Source organism: Nonomuraea sp. NPDC004186 (assembly GCF_053603495.1).
On record NZ_JBSGFQ010000093.1, the window covers coordinates 1 to 22,385 of the forward strand.

24 protein-coding genes are annotated in these 22,385 nt (G+C 71.1%); 12 read left to right on the plus strand and 12 right to left on the minus strand.

The annotated features are described in order from the left end of the window. A partial coding sequence (locus ACWEPL_RS48075) for an enolase C-terminal domain-like protein (protein WP_452440215.1) occupies positions 1-567 on the plus strand: 567 nt, incomplete at its 5' end. Positions 568-577: 10 nt separating this feature from the next. Beyond that, positions 578-1,294, plus strand: coding sequence for a FadR/GntR family transcriptional regulator (locus ACWEPL_RS48080; RefSeq protein ID WP_192792423.1), 717 nt, complete (start codon positions 578-580; stop codon positions 1,292-1,294). A gap of 163 nt (positions 1,295-1,457) precedes the next feature. Here the strand turns inward: ACWEPL_RS48080 and ACWEPL_RS48085 are convergent, their stop codons facing one another. Genes ACWEPL_RS48085 through ACWEPL_RS48105 form a run of 5 tightly spaced genes read right to left on the minus strand, consistent with a single transcriptional unit; the run spans position 1,458 to position 6,184 of the window. Further along, complete coding sequence (locus ACWEPL_RS48085) at positions 1,458-2,729, minus strand: glucarate dehydratase family protein (protein WP_452440216.1); 1,272 nt, start codon at positions 2,727-2,729, stop codon at positions 1,458-1,460. After that, complete coding sequence (locus ACWEPL_RS48090) at positions 2,726-3,121, minus strand: universal stress protein (RefSeq protein WP_357728102.1); 396 nt, start codon at positions 3,119-3,121, stop codon at positions 2,726-2,728. The genes ACWEPL_RS48085 and ACWEPL_RS48090 overlap by 4 nt, the downstream gene beginning before the upstream one ends. After that, complete coding sequence (locus ACWEPL_RS48095) at positions 3,118-4,638, minus strand: tripartite tricarboxylate transporter permease (protein WP_350726571.1); 1,521 nt, start codon at positions 4,636-4,638, stop codon at positions 3,118-3,120. Before ACWEPL_RS48095 ends, ACWEPL_RS48090 begins: the two co-directional genes overlap by 4 nt. 9 nt (positions 4,639-4,647) lie before the next feature. Then, complete coding sequence (locus ACWEPL_RS48100) at positions 4,648-5,154, minus strand: tripartite tricarboxylate transporter TctB family protein (protein WP_350726573.1); 507 nt, start codon at positions 5,152-5,154, stop codon at positions 4,648-4,650. Between the two features lie 22 nt (positions 5,155-5,176). After that, positions 5,177-6,184 carry a tripartite tricarboxylate transporter substrate binding protein gene (locus ACWEPL_RS48105; RefSeq protein WP_355192061.1) on the minus strand — a complete coding sequence of 336 codons (1,008 nt, stop codon included), beginning with the start codon at positions 6,182-6,184 and terminating at the stop codon, positions 5,177-5,179. Positions 6,185-6,319: 135 nt separating this feature from the next. Between ACWEPL_RS48105 and ACWEPL_RS48110 the strand changes: the two genes are divergently transcribed. From ACWEPL_RS48110 to ACWEPL_RS48125, 4 genes are all read left to right on the plus strand, one after another. Then, the gene (locus ACWEPL_RS48110) at positions 6,320-7,318 is read left to right on the plus strand and encodes a LysR substrate-binding domain-containing protein (protein ID WP_452440217.1); all 999 of its coding nucleotides are present in this window, start codon (positions 6,320-6,322) and stop codon (positions 7,316-7,318) included. Between the two features lie 63 nt (positions 7,319-7,381). Next, positions 7,382-8,296 (plus strand): 5-dehydro-4-deoxyglucarate dehydratase, encoded by a 915-nt coding sequence (gene kdgD, locus ACWEPL_RS48115; protein ID WP_355192065.1) that lies wholly within the window; start codon positions 7,382-7,384, stop codon positions 8,294-8,296. A 6-nt stretch (positions 8,297-8,302) separates the two neighbouring features. Next, positions 8,303-9,625 carry an enolase C-terminal domain-like protein gene (locus ACWEPL_RS48120; RefSeq protein WP_452440218.1) on the plus strand — a complete coding sequence of 441 codons (1,323 nt, stop codon included), beginning with the start codon at positions 8,303-8,305 and terminating at the stop codon, positions 9,623-9,625. Positions 9,626-9,708: 83 nt separating this feature from the next. Further along, the gene (locus ACWEPL_RS48125) at positions 9,709-10,539 is read left to right on the plus strand and encodes an NAD(+)/NADH kinase (RefSeq protein WP_452440219.1); all 831 of its coding nucleotides are present in this window, start codon (positions 9,709-9,711) and stop codon (positions 10,537-10,539) included. A gap of 13 nt (positions 10,540-10,552) precedes the next feature. Here the strand turns inward: ACWEPL_RS48125 and ACWEPL_RS48130 are convergent, their stop codons facing one another. Further along, the gene (locus tag ACWEPL_RS48130; RefSeq protein ID WP_363964032.1) at positions 10,553-11,836 is read right to left on the minus strand and encodes a YibE/F family protein; all 1,284 of its coding nucleotides are present in this window, start codon (positions 11,834-11,836) and stop codon (positions 10,553-10,555) included. A 47-nt stretch (positions 11,837-11,883) separates the two neighbouring features. Between ACWEPL_RS48130 and ACWEPL_RS48135 the strand changes: the two genes are divergently transcribed. Beyond that, positions 11,884-12,591, plus strand: a complete 708-nt coding sequence (locus ACWEPL_RS48135) for a DUF72 domain-containing protein (protein ID WP_363964034.1) — start codon at positions 11,884-11,886, stop codon at positions 12,589-12,591. Positions 12,592-12,725: 134 nt separating this feature from the next. After that, a complete protein-coding gene (locus ACWEPL_RS48140; RefSeq protein ID WP_452440241.1) occupies positions 12,726-13,562 on the plus strand; it encodes a magnesium transporter CorA family protein in 837 nt (278 codons plus the stop codon). Here the strand turns inward: ACWEPL_RS48140 and ACWEPL_RS48145 are convergent. From ACWEPL_RS48145 to ACWEPL_RS48155, 3 genes are read right to left on the minus strand one after another with little or no spacing between them, the layout of a single operon-like run. Beyond that, complete coding sequence (locus tag ACWEPL_RS48145; protein ID WP_452440220.1) at positions 13,540-14,019, minus strand: DUF1850 domain-containing protein; 480 nt, start codon at positions 14,017-14,019, stop codon at positions 13,540-13,542. The two genes, ACWEPL_RS48140 and ACWEPL_RS48145, sit on opposite strands and share 23 nt — an antisense overlap. Positions 14,020-14,057: 38 nt before the next feature. Further along, positions 14,058-15,005, minus strand: a complete 948-nt coding sequence (locus ACWEPL_RS48150; protein ID WP_363964038.1) for a TAXI family TRAP transporter solute-binding subunit — start codon at positions 15,003-15,005, stop codon at positions 14,058-14,060. Beyond that, on the minus strand, positions 15,002-17,008 hold the full coding sequence (locus tag ACWEPL_RS48155; RefSeq protein WP_452440222.1) for a TRAP transporter permease: 2,007 nt from the start codon (positions 17,006-17,008) through the stop codon (positions 15,002-15,004). Before ACWEPL_RS48155 ends, ACWEPL_RS48150 begins: the two co-directional genes overlap by 4 nt. Before the next feature lie 246 nt (positions 17,009-17,254). Between ACWEPL_RS48155 and ACWEPL_RS48160 the strand changes: the two genes are divergently transcribed. Further along, a complete protein-coding gene (locus tag ACWEPL_RS48160; protein ID WP_452440223.1) occupies positions 17,255-18,226 on the plus strand; it encodes a response regulator transcription factor in 972 nt (323 codons plus the stop codon). Here the strand turns inward: ACWEPL_RS48160 and ACWEPL_RS48165 are convergent, their stop codons facing one another. After that, positions 18,227-18,670 carry an ATP-binding protein gene (locus ACWEPL_RS48165; protein ID WP_355192081.1) on the minus strand — a complete coding sequence of 148 codons (444 nt, stop codon included), beginning with the start codon at positions 18,668-18,670 and terminating at the stop codon, positions 18,227-18,229. Between the two features lie 175 nt (positions 18,671-18,845). Here ACWEPL_RS48165 and ACWEPL_RS48170 point away from each other — a divergent pair, with 175 nt between their 5' ends. The 3 genes from ACWEPL_RS48170 to ACWEPL_RS48180 all read left to right on the plus strand — a co-directional run bounded on the left by ACWEPL_RS48170 (position 18,846) and on the right by ACWEPL_RS48180 (position 20,988). Further along, the gene (locus ACWEPL_RS48170; protein ID WP_350726598.1) at positions 18,846-19,313 is read left to right on the plus strand and encodes an adenylyltransferase/cytidyltransferase family protein; all 468 of its coding nucleotides are present in this window, start codon (positions 18,846-18,848) and stop codon (positions 19,311-19,313) included. Between the two features lie 283 nt (positions 19,314-19,596). Beyond that, complete coding sequence (locus ACWEPL_RS48175; protein ID WP_363964044.1) at positions 19,597-20,184, plus strand: hypothetical protein; 588 nt, start codon at positions 19,597-19,599, stop codon at positions 20,182-20,184. Between the two features lie 60 nt (positions 20,185-20,244). Continuing rightward, a complete protein-coding gene (locus tag ACWEPL_RS48180; protein WP_363964046.1) occupies positions 20,245-20,988 on the plus strand; it encodes a DUF427 domain-containing protein in 744 nt (247 codons plus the stop codon). 10 nt (positions 20,989-20,998) lie between these two features. Here the strand turns inward: ACWEPL_RS48180 and ACWEPL_RS48185 are convergent, their stop codons facing one another. Together ACWEPL_RS48185 and ACWEPL_RS48190 are read right to left on the minus strand one after the other, a co-directional pair. Further along, positions 20,999-21,601 (minus strand): TIGR03086 family metal-binding protein, encoded by a 603-nt coding sequence (locus tag ACWEPL_RS48185; protein WP_452440226.1) that lies wholly within the window; start codon positions 21,599-21,601, stop codon positions 20,999-21,001. 56 nt (positions 21,602-21,657) lie between these two features. Then, positions 21,658-22,311 carry a TetR/AcrR family transcriptional regulator C-terminal domain-containing protein gene (locus tag ACWEPL_RS48190; protein WP_355192086.1) on the minus strand — a complete coding sequence of 218 codons (654 nt, stop codon included), beginning with the start codon at positions 22,309-22,311 and terminating at the stop codon, positions 21,658-21,660. Positions 22,312-22,385: the final 74 nt, after the last annotated feature.

Below are 22,385 nucleotides of genomic sequence, written 5' to 3' on the forward strand. Positions count from 1 at the left end.
CGGTTCGGGCGGGCGGTGGAGGAGCTCGGGCTGGTCTGGATCGAGGAGCCGCTGGACGCCTACGACGCCGAGGGGCACGCGCAGCTGGCCGCCGCGCTCGGCACGCCCATCGCCACCGGTGAGATGCTCTCCAGCGTGCCCGACCTCGTGCGGCTCATCGACCTTCGGGCCGTCGGCTTCCTGCAGCCCGACGTGCCGCGGGTGGGCGGCATCACGCCCTACCTCAAGGTCGCCGCGCTGGCCGATCACGCGCAGCTGCGGGTCGCGCCGCACTTCGTGATGGAGATCCACGTCCACCTGGCCGCGGCCTACCCGCGCGAGTCCTGGGTGGAGCACATCGAGTGGCTGTCGCCGCTGTTCGAGGAGCGGCTGGAGATCGAGGGAGGACGCATGCGCGTCCCGGACCGTCCGGGCCTCGGCCTCAGCCTCGCCGACGGGGCGGCGGCCTGGCGGCTCGATCAGGTCGAGTTCGGCGTGGCCGGGGCTGGGCGGTCCGATCGGGGCGAGTTCGGTGCGGTTGCGGTCGGGCGGTCCGGCCGGGTCGAGTTCCGTGCGGACGCCGGGTAGGTTGTCAGCCGTGCCGCCAGATCAGAGGCTCGACCGCGACAGCGGGCGCGGGCTCGCGCATGAGCTCGTCGAACGGCTCAAGGAACGCATCCTCGCCGGCGAGATCGAGCCCGGCCAGAAGCTGCCGACCGAGTCCTCGCTCGTCGAGGAGTTCGGCGTGAGCCGTACGGTGGTCCGCGAGGCCATCTCGCGGCTCCAGGCGGCCGGGCTGGTCGAGACGTTCCAGGGGCGGGGCTCGTTCGTGCTGGCCTTGCCCGCCTCCACGGCCTTCTCGGTGGAGCCCTCGCAGATCCGCAGCCATCGCGACGTCCTCGACATGATCGACTTCCGGATCGGCGTCGAGTCGGAGTCGGCGGGGCTGGCCGCAGAGCGCCGCACCGACCTGCAGCTGAAGGCCATCGAGCGGGCCCTGGTCGACCTCGGGCGCTCCGGCGAGCAGCCCAGCAGCGCCGTCGAGGCCGACTTCCAGTTCCATCTCAAGATCGCGCTGGCCTCGGGCAACCGGTTCTACTCCGACCTGCTGGCGTCCTTCGGGCCCATGGTGATCATGCTGCCGCGCACCCGGCTGGAGCACGCGTACACCGTCTCCAACGCCACCCACCTCACCCGGGTGACGCTGGAGCACGAGAACATCTACCGCGCCATCGCCGACCGGGACGCCGCGGCGGCGCGGGCCGCGATGCGGCTGCACCTGTCCAACTCGCGAGCCCGCCTCCAGGCTCCGTAGCCGGTCAGGGGCGGGTGGATTCTAGCGGTGGGCGTGCTGCGGCTGCGTGTGTCCCGTTCCGCGCGTCCGTCTTCGGGCTTCGTAGCGGGCGGTCGGCGGTGGGGCGGGAGGCGGCTGTGCGTCCTGCCCCGCGTGCTCGTCTCCAGGCCCAGTGGCCGTCGGGTTACCAGCGGGCCGTGTTGGGGGTGAAGCCGGGCTCGACCGTGCGCATGTACGCCGTGTCCTCGCGCCCGCGCTGCCCGCACCGCACGTACTGCTCGTGCAGGGCGTCCAGCGCGTCCTCGTCCAGCTCCACGCCGAGCCCCGGCCCGGCCGGCACGGCCACGCTGCCGTCGCGGAACTCCAGCGCCCCCGGCCTGATGACCTCCTCGGTCTTCCACGGGTAGTGGGTGTCGCAGGCGTAGGTGAGGTTCGGGGTCGCGGCGGCCAGGTGGGTCATCGCGGCGAGGCTCACGCCGAGGTGGGAGTTGGAGTGCATCGACAGCCCCATCCCGAACGTCTCGCAGATGCCCCCCAGCAGGGCCGAGCGGCGCAGGCCGCCCCACAGGTGGTGGTCCGAGAGGACGACCTGCACGGCGTCCGCGGCGACGGCGGGCTTGAGGTGCTCGAAGGCGATGACGCACATGTTCGTGGCCAGGGGCAGGTCGGTGCGCTCGGCGACCCGCGCCATGCCGTCGATGCCGGGCGTCGGGTCCTCGAGGTACTCCAGGACCCCGGCCAGCCGGTGCGCCACCTTGATCGAGGTGTCCACGGTCCAGGCGCCGTTGGGGTCGATGCGCAGGGCGTGAGAGGGGAAGGCGGTGGCCAGCGCCTCGACGGTCTCGACCTCGTGGCCGGGCTCGAAGACGCCGCCCTTGAGCTTGATGGCGGTGAAGCCGTACTCGTCGACCATCCGCCGGGCCTGGGCGACCATCTGCTCGGGCGTGACGCCCTCGCCCCACGAGTCCTCGTCCTGGCCCGGGTGACCGGCCCACTTGTAGAACAGGTACGCGGAGAACGGCACCCGGTCGCGTACGGCGCCGCCGAGCAGGTCGCTGACCGGGCGGCCGAGCGTCCTGCCCTGCAGGTCGAGCAGCGCCACCTCGAAGGGCGCGGCCACGGTGTCCACGGCGCTGGAGACCTCCAGCATGCCGCCGAAGCTCGCGCCCGCGCCGCCGGTGGAGCGGCCGAGCGTCTCCTCGACGACGCGGCGCAGCCCGTGGGCGTCGAACACGTCCAGGCCGGGCAGCGCGGCGGCCACGGCGTCGAGCCGGTCGAGATGGGCCTGGTCGGCGTACGTCTCGCCCAGCCCCACCAGCCCCGAGTCGGTGTGCACCTGGACGATCGCGCGCAGCACGAACGGCTGGTGGACGCCGACGACGTTGAGGAGGGGCGGGTCGCGGAAGGCGACCGGCGTGACCGAGACGCGGCTGATCCGCCCGCCGTCACGAGTCATCGGGGCGCCTTCACCGTCAGCACCGGCACGCTGGCCTCCATGAGGATGCGCTGCGCCTCGCTGCCCAGGATGAACTTGCCCACCAGCGACCGGTGCCGCAGCCCGATGACGATGAGGGTGCCGCCCGTCTCCTTGACGAGCTCCTCGAACGTCTCCGGCAGGTCGTCGTCGTGGAGCGGCTGGCGTACCTCGGCGTCCACGCCGGCGGCCCGCGCCCGGGCGAGCAGCGCGGTCGAGGCGTCGTCGTCGATCTTGTGCTCGTCGACGGGGGCGCCGCGGCGCGGGGAGTTCACGATGATCACGCGCTCGGAGCGCAGCGCGCCCTCGCGCAGGCCCGCGTCGACCGCGGCCTCGCCCTCGGAGGTGGGCAGGTAACCGACGAGGATCGTCATGGCGTCTTCTCCTCAACTGGAACGCGGTCCGCGGCGGCGGTCTTGCGGCGTACGGCTTTGCGGATGAGCGGCAGGACGGCGACGAGTACCACCAGGGCGAGCACCGTGCCGGAGATCGGGCGGGTGAGGAACCCGGTCGGGTCGCCGCCGAAGATGAGCAGCGCCTGGCGCGACGAGTTCTCGATCATCGAGCCGAGGACGAACGCGAGCACCAGCGGCCCGGGCTCGAACCCGAACTTCTTCATCAGGTAGCCCAGCAGGCCGAAGGCGATGACCAGGAAGATGTCGTACACGTTGTTGTTCACGGTGTACGCGCCGAGCAACGTGATGAGCACCGTGATCGGGGCCAGGATGGCGGGACGCACCCGCAGGATCTTCACGAAGACGCCGACCATCGGGATGCTCATGATGAGCAGCAGGATGTTGCCGATGTACATCGAGTTGATGACGCCCCAGAAGACGTCGGGGTGCTCGGTGACGAGCTGCGGCCCCGGCTGGATGCCCTGGATGAGCAGCGCCCCGAACATCAGCGCCATCGTCGCGTTCGCCGGGATGCCCAGCGTCAGCAGCGGGATGAATGACGACGTGGCGGCGGCGTTGTTGGCGGTCTCGGGGGCGGCCACGCCCTCGACGGCGCCCTTGCCGAAGCGCTCGGGCTGCTTGGCGCGGCGCTTCTCGAAGGCGTACGCCGCCAGCGAGGACAGCACCGCGCCGCCGCCGGGCAGGACGCCCAGCACGAACCCGATGACCGAGCCGCGCCCGATCGCGCCCTTGGCCTGGCCGAGGTCCTGGCGCGACGGCCACACGTTGCCGACCTTGGCCGGCGCGTGCACCTGGTTGTGCCGCTCCTCGAGGTTGTAGAGGATCTCGCTGAGGCCGAACAGACCCATCGCGATCGGGATGAAGTCGATGCCTTCGGCGAGGTTCAGGCTGTCGAAGGTGAACCGCTCGGCGCCGGTGAAGGTGTCGCGGCCGACGGTCGCGATGAGCAGGCCGACGCAGGCCGCGATGATCGCCTTGAGCTTGTTGCCGTTGCCGACCGAGGAGATCAGCAGCACGCCGAGCACGCCCAGCGCCGCGTACTCGGGCGGGCCGAAGTCGAGCGCGAAGCCGGCGACGACCGGGGCCAGGATCGTCAGGCCGATGATCGAGACGGTGCCGCCGACGAAGGAGCCGATGGCGGCGATGCCGAGCGCGGTGCCCGCCTTGCCCTGTCTGGCCAGGGCGAACCCGTCGAAGACGGTCACGACGGAGGACGCCTCGCCGGGGAGGCGGAGCAGGACCGAGGTGATGGTCCCGCCGTACTGGGCGCCGTAGAAGATGCCGGCCAGCATGATGATCGCGGAGACCGGCCCGATGCCGTACGTGATCGGCAGCAGGATGGCGATCGTCGCGCCGGGCCCGAGGCCGGGCAGCACGCCGATGAGCATGCCGATGATCACGCCGATGAGGCAGTAGAGCAGGTTGGCCGGCTCCATGACGACGCCGAAGCCGTTGAGGATGGGGGAGATGTCCATGGGGTCTTCTCAGATGAGGCGCGGGAGCGGGACCTGGAGCAGCACGACGAAGAGCAGGTAGAACGCCGCCACCGTCAGCACGCTGACCACGATGGAGGTGCGCCACGACTCTTTGCCCAGCCAGCGCAGCCAGACGAACACCAGCAGCAGGGAGGGGATCTCGAAGCCGATCAGCGGCAGCAGCCAGGCCAGCATGATGAGCGTCACCAGGCCGGCCGCGGTGAGCAGGCTCGCCTTGGAGAACCGCTCGGTGTCCTCGAGCTTGCGGCCGGTGACGACGAGCACCGCCGACAGCACGACGATGACGACGCTGATGGCGAACGGCCACAGGCCGGGGCCCGGCTGGGTCATGCGGCCGAGCCCGAGCGCGAGGGAGCCGATCGCCCCGGCGACGCCGACCGCCAGCGCCACCAGGGCCGCCGAGATCTGCGAGAGAGGGCCGGCGTGCGGTGGCCGGGTGTCGTCGGCGACCTCAGGGCCGGACTCGAGAGGGCCGGCCTCAAGAGGGTCAGACATGGACATGCTCGCTCCTAGGGGACTATCCGGCCAGGCTGATGCCGTACTTGCTCAGCTGCTCCTTGTACGTGGCGGTGTCCTTCTGCAGGGAAGAGAGCACCTCCTGCGGGGAGACCTCCATCGGGGTGAGCGAGTTGTCCTCGTTGAACTTCTTGTACTCCGGCGTGGCGAACGTCTTCTTCGCCGCGTCCAGCAGGCGGGTCTTGACGTCCTCGGGCGTGCCCTTGGGCGCGGTCAGGAAGCGGTACTGCGTCACCAGGACGTCGAAGCCCTGCTCCTTGGCCGTCTTCACGTCCGGCAGGAAGGGGATGCGCTGGTCGGAGAAGACCGCGAGCGGGACGAGCTTGCCGGCCTTGATGTTCTCGATGGCCTCGCCGATCTGCATGGTGGAGACGTCCACCTGGTTGCCCAGCAGGGCGGTCAGCGCGGGGGCGCCGCCGTCGAAGGGCACGGCCGTGGCCTCGATGCCGGCGGTCTTGAAGGTCAGCGCGGAGGCGAGCTGGGCGCCCGTGCCGACGCCGGTCGTGCCGTAGCGGATGGTCTTGCCGGCCTTCTTCATGTCCTCGATGGACTTGTAGCCGGACTGGGAGTTGGTCGCCATGACGTAGTCGTCACGCGAGACGCCGGTGATGACGTCGAACGAGTCGATCTTCGTGGCCTCGGCGGGGGAGACCGTGAGCGGCGTGATGGTGAACAGGGACGCGTTCTGGACGGCGATCTTGTAGCCGTCGGCCTTCGCGGCCTGGAGCTCCTTGGCGTTGAGCGCGCCGTTCGCGCCGGGCTTGTTGAGCACCGGGGCGGAGACGCCGAGGTCCTTGCCCATGCCCTGGGCCAGCGCCCGGGTGATGAGGTCGGTCGAGCCGCCCGCGGACGCGCCGACGCTGAACTCGATGTTGCCCGTCGGATATTTACCGTCACCGCCGCCGGAGGACGTGGTCTTGACGCCACCGCACGCCGTCAGCGCGAGCGCGGCGGCGCCGCCGATGACACCCGCGAGAAGGCGGCGGCGGGTCGTCCGTGATGTCGGCATGGACTTCTCCTTATGTGCGAGCGGCGTCTATGGAGGTTACGGGGTTGTTTCCGCTCTGTAGTCTCCGGAGACTAGGGACCTGCCTCGATGCCTGTCCAGGCTCAATTCGGTATCAGGTGATACTCTGCGGGCATCATGCTAACACTGGATCAGATCCGGGCATTCGTGGCGGTCGCCGAGGAGCTCCACTTCGGCCGGGCCGCCGATCGGCTACGCATGACGCAGCCGCCGCTCAGCCGCCATATCCAGAAGTTGGAGCGCGCGATCGGCGTGACCCTCCTGGAACGCGACAACCGGCGCGTCGTGCTCACCGACGCCGGGCGCGGCTTCCTGGAGGACGCGCGGCGCATGCTCTCCCTCGTCGACACCGCGGGCGACCGGGCCCGCCGCATCGCCAAGGGCGCCACGGGCACCGTACGGCTCGGCTTCACCGCCGTCTCGGCCATCAGCATGCTCGGCACGATCCTGCGCCGCCTCACGGAGCAGCTGCCGGAGATCGACGTCATCCTCCACGAGCGGGTGACCGCCGGGCAGGTGGACGGCATCCTGCGCGGCGAGCTCGACCTGGGCCTGGCCCGCCCGCCCTTCGACATCGCCACGCTCGACTCCCGCGTGGTCTTCCGCGAGCCGCTGTGCGCCGTGGTCCCCGTCGGCCATCCGCTGGCCGGCCTGGGCCGGCCGCTCGCGCCCGACGACTTCGACGGCCTGCCGGTCATCAGCTACAACCCCGTGCAGTCGCGCTACTTCCACGAGCTGACCGTCCGCTTCCTCACCAACGCCCACCCCAGGATCGAGCAGCAGGTGCACCAGATCCTCACCGCCGCCCTGCTCGTGGCCGCCGGCCGGGGCGTGGCGCTGGCGCCGGCCAGCGCCCGCTCGCTCGGCATCGACGGCATCGTCTTCTGCGACCTGGTACGGGGCGGCGGCGACCCGCTCGACGAGGGGGCCAAAGAAAGGGCAGGCGTCGCGGGCAAGCCGGTGGAGCTGCACGTCATCTGGGACCACGGCTCCACCAACCCCGCCCTGTGGCGCGTTCTGGAGCTGCTGCCCGACCCCGGGCGTGACGATGCTCGTTCGGTATCGCCAGATACAGAATCGGGCTTGGACAGGAATCCACCCTCCTTCCTAGCCTGACGGCATCAACCTTTACCGGCGGTGCGGGGGATCCCACGGGCCGCGTGTCAGCAGAGGACGGTCATGCCGAATTTCTCGCCCCAGGAGCTCGCCGCCCAGCTCAAGAGCGGCCTGCTGTCGTTCCCTGTCACCCATTTCACGCAGGAGCTGGAGTTCGACGAGGCGGGTTACCGTGACCACCTGTCCTGGTTGAGCGCGTACCCCGTGGCCGGGCTGTTCGCCGCGGGCGGCACCGGCGAGGGCTTCTCGCTCACCCCCGCCGAGATCGACCGGGTGGTGCGGGCGGCGGTCAGCGAGGTGAACGGCAGGCTACCGGTCGTGGCCCCCGCCACCGGCGGCACCGCGAACGCCGTCGCGCAGGCCCAGGCCGCCGAGGCCGCCGGGGCCGACGGGCTGCTGCTCATGCCCCCCTATCTCACGGAGGCCGGGCAGGCGGGCCTGGTGGAGCACGTCTCCGCGGTGTGCCGCGCCACCGACCTCGGCGTGATCGTCTACAGCCGCGCCAACGCGATCCTGAACGACCGCTCCGTCGAGGCCCTGGCCGACCGCAACCCGAACCTCGTCGGGTTCAAGGACGGCGTCGGCAGCATCGAGCACCTCACCCGCATCTACGCCACCGTCGGCGACCGCCTGGCCTACATCGGCGGCCTGCCCACGGCCGAGACGTTCGCGCTGCCGCTGCTGCAGCTCGGCATGAGCACGTACTCCTCGGCGATCTTCAACTTCGTCCCGCAGTACGCGCTCGACTTCTACGCCGACGTCCGCGCCCAGAACCGGGACGCCGTCTACCGGCGGATCAAGGAGTTCGTGATCCCGTACCTGGACATCCGCGACCGGCAGAAGGGGTACGCCGTCTCGATCATCAAGGCGGGCCTGGCCGCCGTCGGGCGCCCGGCGGGCCCCGTCCGGCCGCCGCTGCAGAACCTCACCGACGGCGAGTCCGCCGAACTGGCCGCCCTCATCAACAAGATCAGCTAGGGCGCCATGTCTCCCACCATCCAGCGCGTCGAGGTCGTCCCGGTGGCCGGGTACGACAGCATGCTGCTCAACCTCAGCGGTGCCCACGGCCCCTTCTTCACCCGCAACGTCGTCATCACCACCGACTCCGACGGGCGCACCGGCCTCGGCGAGGTGCCCGGCGGCGAGGCGATCCGGAGGACCGTCGAGGAGGCGGGCGCGCTGCTGGCGGGCGAGCCCGTGGCCCGGTACCGCAGCCTGCTGCGGTCGGTGTCCGAGCGGTTCGCCGACCGCGACGCGAGCGGGCGCGGCGCCCAGACCTTCGACCTGCGCACCACCGTGCACGCGGTCACCGGCCTGGAGTCCACCCTGCTCGACCTGCACGGCCAGTACCTGGGCCTGCCGGTGGCCGACCTGCTCGGCGAGGGCCGTCAGCGGGACCGGGTGCCGATGCTGGGCTACCTCTTCTACGTCGGCGACCCGGGCAGGACCGACCTGCCCTACCGGGTGGACGACGCGGGCGAGGACCGCTGGTCGCGGCTGCGCCGCCAGGAGGCGCTCACACCCGACGCGGTGGTCGCGCTGGCCGAGGCCGCCCAGGAGCGTTACGGCTTCGCCGACTTCAAGCTCAAGGGCGGGGTGCTGACGGGCGAGGAGGAGATCGAGGCGGTCACGGCGCTGGCCCGCCGCTTCCCCGAGGCGCGCGTCACCCTCGACCCCAACGGCGGCTGGCTGCTCGCCGACGCCGTACGACTGTGCCGCGGGCTGGGCGGCGTCCTGGCCTACGCCGAGGACCCGTGCGGGGCCGAGGGCCGCTTCTCCAGCCGGGAGACGATGGCCGAGTTCAGGCGGGCCACCGGGCTGCCCACCGCGACGAACATGATCGCCACCGACTGGCGGGAGATGGCCCACGCCGTACGCGCCGGCGCGGTGGACATCCCGCTGGCCGACCCGCACTTCTGGACCATGGCCGGGTCGGTCCGCGTCGCCCAGCTCTGCCACGACTTCGGGCTGACCTGGGGTTCTCACTCCAACAACCACTTCGACATCTCGCTGGCGATGTTCACCCATGTCGGGGCGGCGGCCCCGGGGGAGATCACGGCACTGGACACGCACTGGATCTGGCAGGACGGCCAGGCCCTGACGACCAGCCCGTTCCGGATCACGGACGGCGCGATCGAGGTGCCGACGACCCCCGGGCTCGGCGTCGAGCTCGACCGCGCGGCCCTGGCCGAGGCCCACGAGCTCTACCTGCGCCACGGCCTCGGCGCCCGCGACGACTCCGTGGCCATGCAGTATCTGGTGAAGGACTGGGTCTTCGACCCGAAGCGCCCCTGCCTCGTCCGCTGACGACTTCGGCAGGTCCCTGCCGACAGGCCCATGGCGGCTGGCCTAGTGTTGGCCTCATGGGCATGGTCGGTACGGTCGGGCTGGTGCTACACCCACGGCGCGACTCGAAGAAGGCGATAGACACCATCCTGCGCTGGGCCGGTGACAAGGGCGCCACCGTGCTCGGGCTGCCCGAGGAAGTGGGGCGGATCGACTGCTCCGCCGTGGCCGTGGACGCCGAGGCCCTCGTCGAGCGGGCCGACCTGCTGGTCGGGCTGGGCGGCGACGGCACGATGCTGCGGACCATGCGGCTGCTGGCCGGTCGGCCCACCCCCATCCTGGGGGTCAACCTCGGCAAACTCGGCTTCCTGGCCGAGATCGACGTGGACGAGCTGGCGGACACGCTGTCGGCCATCGACGCCCACCGCTACACGATCGAGCCGCGCATGGCGATCAAGAGCCGGCTCGGCGGCGCGGACGTGACCGCGTTCAACGACATCGCGCTGGTCCGGATCCCCGGGGAAGGGCTGGCCGCGATCGCCGTCACCCCGGCGGGCAGCGACTTCGTGCGTTTCGCGGCCGACGCGGTGATCGTGGCGACCTCCACGGGCTCGACCGCCTACAGCTTCTCGGCCGGCGGTCCCATCGTGTCGCCCCGGGTGGAGGCGGTGCTGGTGGTGCCCGCCGCCGCCCACTCGTCGTTCAACCGGGCGCTGGTGCTGCCCGCCGACGAGGAGGTCACGCTGGAGGTGCTGCCCACCAGCGGGCGGCTGGCGGTGGAGGTCGACGGGGCCGTGGTGACCCACCTGTGCCCCGGCGACACCGTCACCGTGGCCGCGTGGCCGGGGGCGGCGAAGGTCGTGCGGCTGGGGACCACGTTCTACGAGCGGGCCCGGCGGAAGCTGCGGGTGGACGGCAGCGCCGAAGCCCTCTGACGGGCGGCCGCGATCAGGTGCGCGTCCGCCGGCGGTGCCGGGCCGGGCGCTCGCCCGGGTGCTGGGCGGGGTCGTGCTGGTGGGCGTGCGGCGTGAAGAAGCTCTCCTGCGCGTCCTGCCGGGCGGGAGGCTCCTGGGCGTCCTCCTCCGGGTGGTGGCGGGAGGCCGTCAGGGCCGCCAGCGCCGTGGTGATGGGCACGGCGGCGATGAGCCCCAGCGTGCCGACGATGCTGCGGACGATCTCCTGGGCGATGACCGGCGTCGTCAGCACGTCACCCAGCGGCTGCTGCCCGATGCTGAACAGCAGCAGCAACGGCAGCGACGCCCCCGCGTACGCCAGGATGATCGTGTTGATCACCGACGCGATGTGCGCCCGGCCGATGCGGCCGGCCGCCCGGTAGAGGCGGGCGAAGCCGTACGAGGGGTTGGCGTGGGCCAGCTCGGCCACCGTGACCGCCTGGGTGACCGTGACGTCGTCGAGCACCCCCAGCGCGCCGATGATGATGCTGGCCAGCAGCAGGCCCTGGGTGTCGATCTTCAGGCTCATGTCCAGCGCCAGCGCGCTGTCGTCGGTGATGCCGTTGAGCCGGGCGAACCCCAGCGCCCCGTACGACAGCAGGCCCGTCAGCGCCAGGCTGGCCAGCGTGCCCAGCACGGCCATCGACGTGGCCAGCGAGAAGCCGTGCGTGAGGTAGAGGACCAGCAGCATGATCGCCGAGGCCCCCACGATGGCCACCAGCAGGGGCGGCTCGCCCTCCAGGATGCCGGGGATGACGAACGTCAGCAGCAGCACGAACGTCACCGCCAGCCCCACCAGCGCCGTCACCCCGCGCCAGCGGCCGAAGGCGATGACCGCCAGCGCGAAGGCCGCCCCGAACAGCCACAGCGGCGTCGACCGGTCGTGGTCGGAGATCTGGTGCTCGCCGTCCGCGTCGCGCAGCAGGATCACGTCGTCGCCCGCGGCGAAGTGCTGGGCCCCGGGCCCGCTGGGCAGCCGGAGCGTGACGCTCTGGCCGCCCTCGACGCGGACGTCGGCGTTGCCGCAGGTGGCCGGGTCGGGCTGGGGTGCGCCTTCCGAGGCGGCGGGGCACTTCTTGAGCGTGACACCGGTGATCGTCCCGGTGACCCGCTGCACGCTGGACTGCTCACCGGATGGGGCGGTGCCGGTGCTCACCGTCCCGTCGGGCCAGAGCCAGAGCAGGCCGGCCAGGGTGATGATCGCCAGCGGCACGAGCACGGCCAGACCGGCCATCACCGTACGCCGGGAGCTGGGAAGATGCGCGTGATTGGCGCCCATGGCTGACGACAGTACTGCACCCCGGTCCCCTGGGTAGGCGTAAAAGCATGTCGTGGCTGGTAGGCACGTCGGGGTGGCAGTACAAGGACTGGCGCGGGGTGCTCTATCCGCAGGACGTCCCGCAGCGGCTCTGGCTGGAGGAGTACGCGGCCGAGTTCCCGACCGTCGAGAGCAACAACGCGTTCTACCGGCTGCCGAGCCCCGAGACGTTCGCGGCCTGGCGGGACCGCACGCCGGACGGGTTCGTGATGGCGGTCAAGGCCAGCAGGTTCCTGACCCACATCAAGCGGCTGGCCGACCCCGAGGAGCCGGTGGGGCGCCTGATGAGCCGCGCATCGGAGCTGAAGGACAAGCTCGGGCCGGTCCTGCTGCAGCTGCCGCCCACGCTGAAGGCCGACGCGGACCGGCTCGACCGGTGCCTGCGCTGCTTCCCGGCGGGCGTCCGGGTGGCCGTGGAGCCGCGGCACGAGTCGTGGTGGACGGAGGACATCCGGGAGCTGCTGAGCGCGCACGAGGCCGCGCTGTGCTGGGCCGACCGGCTGGGCAAGCCGCAGAGCCCGCTCTGGCGCACGGCGGACTGGGGTTACGTGCGCCTGCACGAGGGGCCGTCCGGCTGGTCGTACGGCGACACCGCGTTGAAGACGTGGGCGAGACGCCTGCATGAGGCGGGCTGGCGGGACGTCTACGTCTACTTCAACAACGATCCTGGGGGAGCGGCTGTGCGTAACGCGAGACGATTTGCCAGACTCGGCTAGTGCACACACGTCTGTACAGGAACGGCGTCCTCGAGAAGGAAGGTTTCCCGATCGAGGAGGTCTCCGACTATGTGGAGGATCCCGGCAACACGGTCTGGTTCGACCTGTGTGGCCCCTCGTCCGCCGACCTCGGCGTGATCGGTGAGGAGCTGGGACTGCACGAGCTGGCGGTCGAGGACGTGCTGTCCGATCATCAGCGGCCGAAGGTCGATATATACGACAACCACTTGTTCATCACCGTTTACGGGGTGCACTTCGACGAAGGGCAGCTCGACCCCGTCGAGGTGAACATCTTCGTCACCAGGAACGCCCTGGTCACCGTCCGCGAGAACGACCACTTCGACATCCGCGAGGTGGTCAAGCGCTGGGACGCCAACACCCGGCTGGCCGGCCACGGCGTGGCGTACCTGCTGCACGGGCTGCTCGACTACGTGGTCGACAGCCAGTTCGACCTGGTGCAGGACCTCGACACGCAGGCGGAGGCGCTGGAGGAGTCGCTGTTCGACGAGGACGGCCCCCATGACGGCAGGGCCCTGCAGCGCAAGATGTACGAGCTGCGCAAGAACACCGCCCGGCTGCGCAAGATCTCGATGCCGATGCGCGAGGTGGTCGGCACCCTCCTCCACCGCGACCAGGACTTCATCGCCAAGCCCGCCATGGCCCCCTACTACGAGGACGTCAACGACCACGTGCTGCGCGTGGCGGAATGGGTGGAGACCATCCGCGACATGCTCGCGAACGTCCGCGAGACCCGCCTTGCCCAGCAGGGCTTCCGCCTGAACGAGATCATGAAACGGCTCACCAGCTGGGCCGCGATCATCGCCGTGCCGACCGCGATCACCGGCTACTACGGGCAGAACGTGCCCTACCCGGGCTCGGGGCAGCCGTGGGGGTTCTGGACCTCCACGATGCTAGTGGCCGGCGTGTCCGCGATGCTGTACGTGGTGTTCAAGAAGAAGGACTGGCTGTGAGCGCCCTCGGGGCCCATCGCAGCGCGGCCAGGTCGTAGGGCGGGCGGCAGGGCCCGCTCCGCGCGTCCGGCCGCTCCTCCACGGCCAGCCGCACCCGCGCGGCGCCGTCGGCCGGAAACAGGGGCAGGCAGCGGCCGCCCGAGATGAGGGTACGGCGGCCGATCGACGTGGTGAGCAGGGACAGCTCCTCGTACGTGGCGGGCACGGCCAGGCGCAGCACCCACATGCCCTCCGGGGTCCGCACCCGCGTCCCGTCGAGCGCGTAGTACTCCAGCACGCTCTCGTTGGTCGAGACGACCGCCCGCATGGTGAACCGGCGGCCCTCCACGGTGAACACCTCCGCGGAGGGCGCCCGGTAGATCGAGTGCACGTACCCGATCGAGAAGGCGCCCGCGACGACGGGCAGGCCGTTCACGGTGAGGAGGCCGGCGCTCCCGCCGGAGCAGAGCGCCGCCACCACCGTGAGCGCCGTCGCGAGGGCCGCGAGCAGCCTCGTCAGGCCTTTTCCTTGTAGTAGCGGGCCGCGCCCGGGTGCAGCTCGACCGGCGCCACCTGCTGGCCCAGCATGACGTCGAGCTTCTTGGCCTCCGGATGCACGGCCGCCAGCTCGGCCTTCTTCTCGAACAGGGTCTTGGTGATGTCGTAGGCGAGCTGGTCGCTCATCTTGTCGGGCACCAGCAGCACGTTCGCGATGCCGACGGTCTTGATCGAGCCGGACAGCTTGTAGAGGGACAGGTCCACGTCGAGGCCGACGTACTGCTGGCCGTACGTCGACTGCATGGTCGTCAGCACGTCGCTCGTGTCGAGCACCTTCACGTCCGGCTTGCTCGTGGCCAGGTCGGTGATGCCGGCCGTGGGCAGGCCGCCGACCCAGAAGAACGCGTCGATCGTGCCGTCCTTGACGGCCTGCACCGACTCGTTGATCGACAGCTGCTGCTTGGTGATGTCGTTGTCCGGGTTGATCCCGGCCGCCTGAAGGACCCGCCTGGCCACGACCTGGGTGCCGGAGTTGGCCGGGCCGAGCGAGACGCGCATGCCCTTCAGATCGGCCACCTTGGCGGCCCGGACGCCGGGCGCGACGACGAGCTGCGTGTAGTTGTCGTAGATGCGGGCGATGGCCTTGATGGGCTGCTTCGCGGTGAAGGTGTCCTTGCCGTTGACCGCGTCGGCCGCCGTGTCGGACTGGGAGAAGCCGATGTCGGCCTTGCCGGAGGCGAGCAGCTTGATGTTCTCGACGGAGGCCGAGGTGACCGACGCCGTGGCCTGGGTGTTGGGGATGTTGGCCGACAGCAGCTTGGCCAGGCCGCCGCCGTACACGTAATAGACGCCCGTCGTGCCGCCCGTGGCGATCGACAGCCGGTTGCCGGATCCGCCCGCGCCACCTCCGCCGCAGCCGGCCGCGGTCAGGACGGCGACGGCCACTATCGCAAAGATCCGCTTCACGCTGGGTCCCTTCTCCTGCTTCTGACGAGGTGCACGGCTACGGCCACGGCCAGGACGGCCAGACCGGCGACGATGGGAACGGGTTCGAGGAAGAGCAGCAGCACCGCGGCGATCGCCGCGAGCGCGCGCTCGGGCCATCCGCTCATGCCGCCGGTCGCCAGCGCGAGGGCCGCCACGGCGACGGCCGAGACGGCCGTCATCAGCAGCACGGTGCCGATCGGCCCCTGCCCGAGCAGCGCCTGCCCGTTGGGCGTCAGCACGAAGGCGAACGGCACCAGGAACGCCGGCAGCGTGTAGCGCCAGGTCATCATCATCGTCTTGTACGTGTTGCCGCCGGTGATCGCCGCCGCCGCGACCGCGGACAGCGCCGTGGGCGGGCTCACCTCCGACAGGACCGCGTAGTAGAAGACGAACATGTACGCCTCGGCCTGCGTCACCCCGAGCGTCGTGAGCGCCGGGCCGATGATCACCGCGGCGATGATGAAGCTCGCGGTCACCGGCACGGCCAGGCCCAGCAGCATGACCGCGATGCCGGACATGAGCGTGGTCAGCACGAGGTTGCCCGCGGCGAAGTCCACGATGATCGCGCTGAGGTTGAGGCCGAGGCCGGTCTGCGTGATGACGCCGACGATGATGCCCGCCGCCGCGCACACCGCGGTCACCGGCAGCACCTCCAGCGTGCCCTTGGCCAGCGCCTGCCCGACCCGCTTGGGGCCCATGCGGTGCTGCGGGTCGAGGAACGACAGCGCGAACGCGATGGCGGTGGCGATCACCACGGACTGGAACGCCGAGCGGTCCAGCGCCATCAGCACGATGATGAGGATGAGCGAGCTGAAGTGGTAGCCGAAGCGCAGCAGCAGCTTGCCCGCCTTGGGCGCGTCCACCTGCACGGCGTGGGTGCTGAAGCGGCGCGAGTCGATCTCGATGGCCAGGAAGATGCCCAGGTAGTACAGGAGCGTGGGGATCGTCGCGTACAGGAGCACCTCGAGGTAGCTGACCCTCAGATACTCCGCGATGATGAACGCCGCCGCGCCCAGCGTGGGCGGCGACAGGATGGCGCCGATGCCGCCGGCCGCGAGGATGCCGCCCGCCGGCTCCTTCGGATAGCCGGCCCGCCGCAGCACCGGCCAGGCGACGCTGCCCAGGCTGACCGTGGTGGCCACGCCGGAGCCCGACACGGTGCCGAGCAGGAAGCCGGCCGTGGTGACGGTACGGCCGGGGGCGGCGCGGGACTTGCGGAAGGCGGCGAAGCTCAGGTCGATGAAGAACTTGCTCGCGCCCGAATAGTCGAGCACAGCGCCGTAAATCGTGAAAAGGATGATGTAACTGGCGGCCACCTGCATGGGGACGCCGAAGAAGCCCTCGGTGCCGGTGTAGAGCTGGGACACGATTTGGCCGAGGTCGAAGCCGCGATGCCCGATAGTCCAGTCAATCGGCAAATATGCGCCGTAATAGGCATAAATCAGGAAAACTACGCAGATGATGGTCAGGGACCAGCCGACGGTGCGCCGTACCGCCTCCAGGAGCAGCACCGTCAGCGCCAGGCCCGCCACGACGTCGAGGTCCGTCAGCGCGGCGCCGGAGCCCCGATCGCGGAACCCGTCGATGTCGAGCAGCGGATAGACCAGCACGGCCAGCGAGGCGGCGGCGAGCAGCCAGTCGGCCACGGACGGCCGCTCGGACCGCCGCGTCCCCTCCGGCTCGCCGCCCGCTGGCGTTTCGGGGGGCGAGCTCGCGGCGGTGCCGCGCCGGAACAGCCGTGGCAGGAACGACGACCAGCCCGACCGGTAGCAGAGGAAGACCAGCGGCAGCGCCACCGCCAGGAACGTCATCCGGTGTTCCAATGCCTCCACCGGCCGGAACACCACCACCAGCGAATAAACCGACAGCAGCCCGCCCACGATCCACACGCCGAGCCGCAGAGGCCCGCCGAGTTGCCGCGCCGGGCGTTCCTGTTCGTGCGCGGAAACAAGCTCGGCCTCACGGTCGCTCAGCTCGGTCAAGACACATCCTCCCCCGACACGGCGTTGCAGCGGACTTTACGAGCCGGTTATGCGCGGAGGGAAGGGGCCGTTATCTATTCGATCTCCAAGCTCCGGAACAAAGGTCGCGAATCCGCTCGCCGCCCTGCGGCGAGCCTGGGGGCGCCCCGATCCCGGCGGCGGTGGGCCCCTCACCGGGGCGTCCGGGTGCTCGTGAAAAAAAGTTTCAAGAAGACCTCAAGGTTTGGCAAATGATATAAAGGCTCGGTGGCCGAGATCATCCTTGACGTCCGCCAGCTCCAGGCGTTCGCCGAGGTCGGCTACCAGGTCGCGGCCAGCGGCGGCGCCCACGCGGCGATGGCGGCGCTGCGCCGGGTGGTCCCGGTGGACGCCTACGAGTTCGTCGCGTTCGATCCGGCCACGGGGCGGCACCACAGCGTCGTGTCCGACGGCCACCACCGCATCGACCACGACGCGGCCGAGGAATACGCGGGGCTGGAGGCGTGCCGCAGGGCCATCGCCACCCGCGCGCCGGTGATCATGCCGGAGCCGGGCACCGCACGCTACTTCCGGCGTCACCTCGCCCCCTACGGCTGGCGGGCGGGGCTGACGGCGCCGCTGTTCCTGAGCGAGGGCCGCTACACAGGGCTGCTCCACCTGGCCACCAAGGACTCCTTTCCCCGGCTCACGGGCGCGCTGGTCGTCGCGATCAGCCCGATGCTCGCCCACGTCACCGACCTGACCAGGTGCGTCATCGACCCGGTCGGGCTGCCGCCGGACTTCCGGGCGGTGGCCTTCGACCGGGTGGGGACGCGGCGCCAGGTGCCGGGCCACGAGGCGTCGGCCGTGCTGCGGGAGGATCCGGCGATGGCCGCGTTCGCCCGGGCGTTCATCGACTCGCGGGAGCTGAGCAGGCACGGGCTCTGGCTCGACCGCAAGGGGCGCTGGCACGAGTTGCGGCTGCTCAGGGCCGGGGTCGGGTTCCAGGGGGCGCTCCAGGGCGCGGTGGTGGCCGAGCGGCCGTGCCCGCTGCCGTACGACCTGACGGGGCGCGAGGTGGACGTGCTGACCCGGGTGGCGGCCGGCGACTCCAACCCGCAGATCGCCGCCGCGCTGGTGCTCAGCGTCCGCACCGTGACGACCCACCTGGAGCACATCTTCGCCAAGCTCGGCTGCGACAGCCGTACCCGTCTGACCACCAAGGCCCTCGCCGAGGGCCTGTGCCGCCTGGACGTCTAGTCAGACGGCCATCCCGGCCGAGAGGTGGGACCACAGGAGCTCGAACCAGACCGTCGTCGTGCCGTCCTCGCGGGTGAAGCCCCAGCGGTGGCTGAGCGCCTCGATCAGCGGCAGGCCGCGCCCGCTGGTGGACTGCGCGCTCGTACGGCACACGCACGGCGGCCCGTCGGACCCGGCGTCCGACACGAGCACCCGCACCGCCGTCTCCGAGCTGCTCACGGTCACCGTGAACGAACCGCCCGCCCCGGACCTGGTGTGCAGGATCGCGTTCGTGGCCAGTTCGCTGGTGAGCAGTGCGGCGTCGTCGTACAGGGGATGGTCGCGGCCGAGCGCGGCCGTCACGAGCCCCCGGGCCCTGGCCACCTGCGACGGCACTCCCGGGAGCCGGGCCACGAGATCACGGGAGTCGCCTCCGTCGACGCTGTGAAAGTCCGGCGGTGCCACGGCGACCTCCCCCAAATCCGGTGACGTTATGAGACGCGCTGACAGGGGGCCGGAGATTATCGCGAAAAGGTAGGAATGACCTTGCCCGAGGTCGGCTGCACGACCGCGGACGCCGACCGAGTACGCTGCGATCGACGAGTCGTCTAGGCCTATAGGGGAGAGCGTGGGAGGTCGCGTGAGCAGCCTGGAGGCCGTCTGGGTGCAACCGTACGACCGGGTGGGGGCGGCGGTCGTGACCGGCGTCTTCGACATCCTGCACGTCGGCCACGTGCGCTACCTGGGCGCGGTGGCCGACCGCGGCCTGCCGCTGGTCGTCGGCGTGGAGGACGATCCCCGGGTGCGGGCCTGGAAGGGGCCGAGCCGCCCGCTCAACCCGGCGGAGGAGCGGGCCGAGGTGCTGGCCGCGCTCCGCTTCGTGACCGGCGTCTTCATCGTGACGGGGCCGCCCGAGGCGCACGGGCCGGAGGACTACATCGACCTCCTGGCCCCGATGCGGCCGGGGGCGCTCGCGCACACGGCCGGCGACCCGCACGCGGGCGCCCGCGCGGCGGCGGCGGCGATCCTGGGGACCGAATGCTGGGAGATGGCCTCCATCCCCGGCCGCTCCACCACCCGGATCGTGAACGCGGCCGGCAAGGGCTGACAACCGGCCCCTGCGCGCCCGCCGGTCCCACCACCGCTCCCCACGCCACCAAGCGCACCGTCCTTCACGGGCCGCGTCCGGATGCGACCCGCGTGCCGGGACGGTGCCGCGCCCATGACGGTGCCGCGCCCCGGGGGAGCCGTGCCGGGACGGCGTCGCGCCTGCGGCAATGCCGCGCCTGAGGGGCGACGGATCCGTCACGCCACCGGCCCTCGAAGGTGCTGCGGGTGGGGTGGAAGGGGTGGGTGGGGTGGTCGGGCATGATCGCGTACTCTTTCGTGACATGACAGCCGACCTCGTGGCGAAGCGCGTGACGAACCTGCTGGCACCCCAAGTGCTGGTGATCGCCATGCCGCCCGTCGTCGGCCTGCTGGCCCAGGGATGGAGCGGCGCGGCATGGGGTCTGGTGGCCTCGGCGATCTGCGGCGGCGTGCCGGCGGCGGTGATCGCGGCCGGCGTGCGCACGGGCCGCCTCGACTCCCACCACATCGTGGACCGCGCCCGCCGTACCGGCCCCCTGCTCGCCGCCGTGGCGGCCGTGCTGGTCGCGCTGGCGCTGCTGGTGGTGATGGGCGCCCCGACCCTGCTCGTCGCCACCGTGACCGCGATGCTGGTCGCGCTGGCCGTCACCGTGCCGGTGACGCTGCGCTGGAAGATCTCCTTCCACGCCGCCGTCTCGGCGGGCACGGTCGTCGTGTTCGCGCACGTCCTGCCCGCCTGGCCGGCCGCGATCGCCGGAGCCGCCGTGGTCGCGCTGGTGTGCTGGGCGCGCGTACGCCTCACGCACCACACCTGGCCCCAGGTCATCGTCGGAGCGGTGGTCGGCACGGCCGCGACGTGGGCGACGCTGGCCGCGTTCGGACTGAGCTGAGCCCCGGCCGCCCGCACGCAGGACCGGAATAGCGGTGCCGCGTCCGGGGTTGGCGGTGACATGGATGTCACGAACCGCGGCCGGGTACGCGTCGAGCCCACGGCCAAGCGTGTGAGGACCTATCTCGGCGGCCGGGTGGTGGCCGACTCCACCTCCGCCCTCCTGGTGTGGGAGGTCCCGTACTACCCCACCTACTATTTCCCGGCGGCCGACGTGGACGAGTCCGCGCTCAAGGCCACCGGCGCGACCAAGCACTCCCCGAGCAGGGGAGACGGCCTGGTCCACACCGTCACCTCGGGCACGGCGGAGGCGGCCGACGCCGCGCTCGTCTATCCCGACTCGCCGCTGGAGCAGATCCGCGGCCACGTCCGCTTCGAGTGGGACGCCATGGACGCCTGGTTCGAGGAGGACGAGGAGGTCTACTTCCACCCGCGCGACCCGTACACGCGGGTGGACATCCTGGCGAGCTCGCGCCACGTGCGGGTCGAGGTGGACGGCGTGACCGTGGCCGACTCCCGCGGCCCGCGCATCCTCTTCGAGACGGGCCTGCCCGCCCGCTACTACCTGCCGAAGACGGACGTACGGCTCGACCTGCTGGAACACACCGACACCGCCACCCACTGCCCCTACAAGGGCACGGCGGAATACTGGACGGTCAACGGCCAGAAGGACCTGGCCTGGTCGTACCGCACGCCGCTGCCGGAGAGCGCGAAGGTCGCCGGGCTGATCGCGTTCTACAACGAGAAGCTCGACATCTACGTGGACGGCGAGCTCCAGGAGCGCCCGAAGTCGAAGTTCTCCTGATCCGCCGCGGTCAGGAGGAGGGGGTCCAGCGCGGGTCGCGGCCGAGGTAGCGCAGGAGCGCCGCCACGTCGTCGTCGCCCGGCTCCGCGTCCAGCGCCGGGGCGTACGCGCCCCAGGCGCGCAGCGGCTCGACGATCTCCATGGCCACCTTCAGCAGGGGCCTGGCCAGGTCCGGCGTGAGCGGTGAGGCCTGGCCGGTCGCGACGGCGATGTCCCAGGCGTGCACGGCGGCGTCCAGCGCGCACGCCGTCGAGCCGGACCACGGCGACATCTTGTGCGGCGGCACCGGCGTCGGCACCTCGACGGCGCTCCGGTCGACGCCCGCCCATGCCCGGGCCGAGCGGACCAGCGCGTCCTCGGTGAAGGCCGTCGGGTCCGTCTCCGGCGCGCCCGACGGCTCGAACGGGTTGAACGTGGGGCCGGGTTCGCCGGTCAGCGCGGCGGCGAAGCCGATCTGGTCGCCGGCCGCGTGCTGGAGGACCTGGGTGACGTTCCAGGCCGCGCAGGGCGTCGGCAGCTGCCAGGCCCCGGCCGGCACGGCGCCGACGACCCGGCGCAGCGCCTCGTGCGAGCCGTCGAGGATGTCCCAGCCGCTGACAGTGGTGTCGCTCATTGGTGAGCCCCCTTTCGTGGTGCTTTCAGCATAGCAGAACGGAACGCTTTGTTCCACTACTTGGGGACCTCGGCCGCCAGGCCGTGGATCAGCATGTTCAGGGCCTGCTCGAAGTCCGCCAGGGGGTCCACGCCCTCCCGGGTGCTCCGGAGCAGCCTGCTGAAATGCGGCAGCCGTGCCGGATCCATCTCGCGTACGTACGCGCTGACCCCCTGCTCGCCCGCGTGCACGCCGGGATCGCCGGTGAACCCGCCCGTCGACAGCACCAGCGACCCGAACACCAGGCTGTTCACGGCGGTCAGCGCCCGCCACGCGCCCAGGTCGTCGAACCCCGCCTGGAACAGCGCCCCCACCAGCGCGTCCAGCGGCTCCAGCGCCCGTACGGAGGTCGGGTTGGACTGGTCGGTGACCAGCGCGAGCGGCACCGCCGGATGGCGGCTGAACACCCGGTACATGCTCAGCGCCACCTCGCGCACCTGCTCCTGCCACGGCAGCGCCGGATCCGGCCGCTCGACCTGCTCGAACACCCGCTCGGCCACGCCGTCGAGGATGTCGGCCTTGTTCGAGACGTGGTTGTAGAGGGACATCGCCTCGACGCCGAGCGCCTTGGCCAGCCGCCGCATGGTCAGGCCCTCCAGGCCCTCCTTGTCGGCCAGTTCCAGGGCCGCGTCCAGGACCCTCTCTCTGTTCAGCGGCTCCCGTCGTGCCATTCGGTGCTCCTTTCCCGGATTGACAAAGCTTACGGTGTATGTGTTCTACTTACTACGTAAGCTTACTGCGTAAG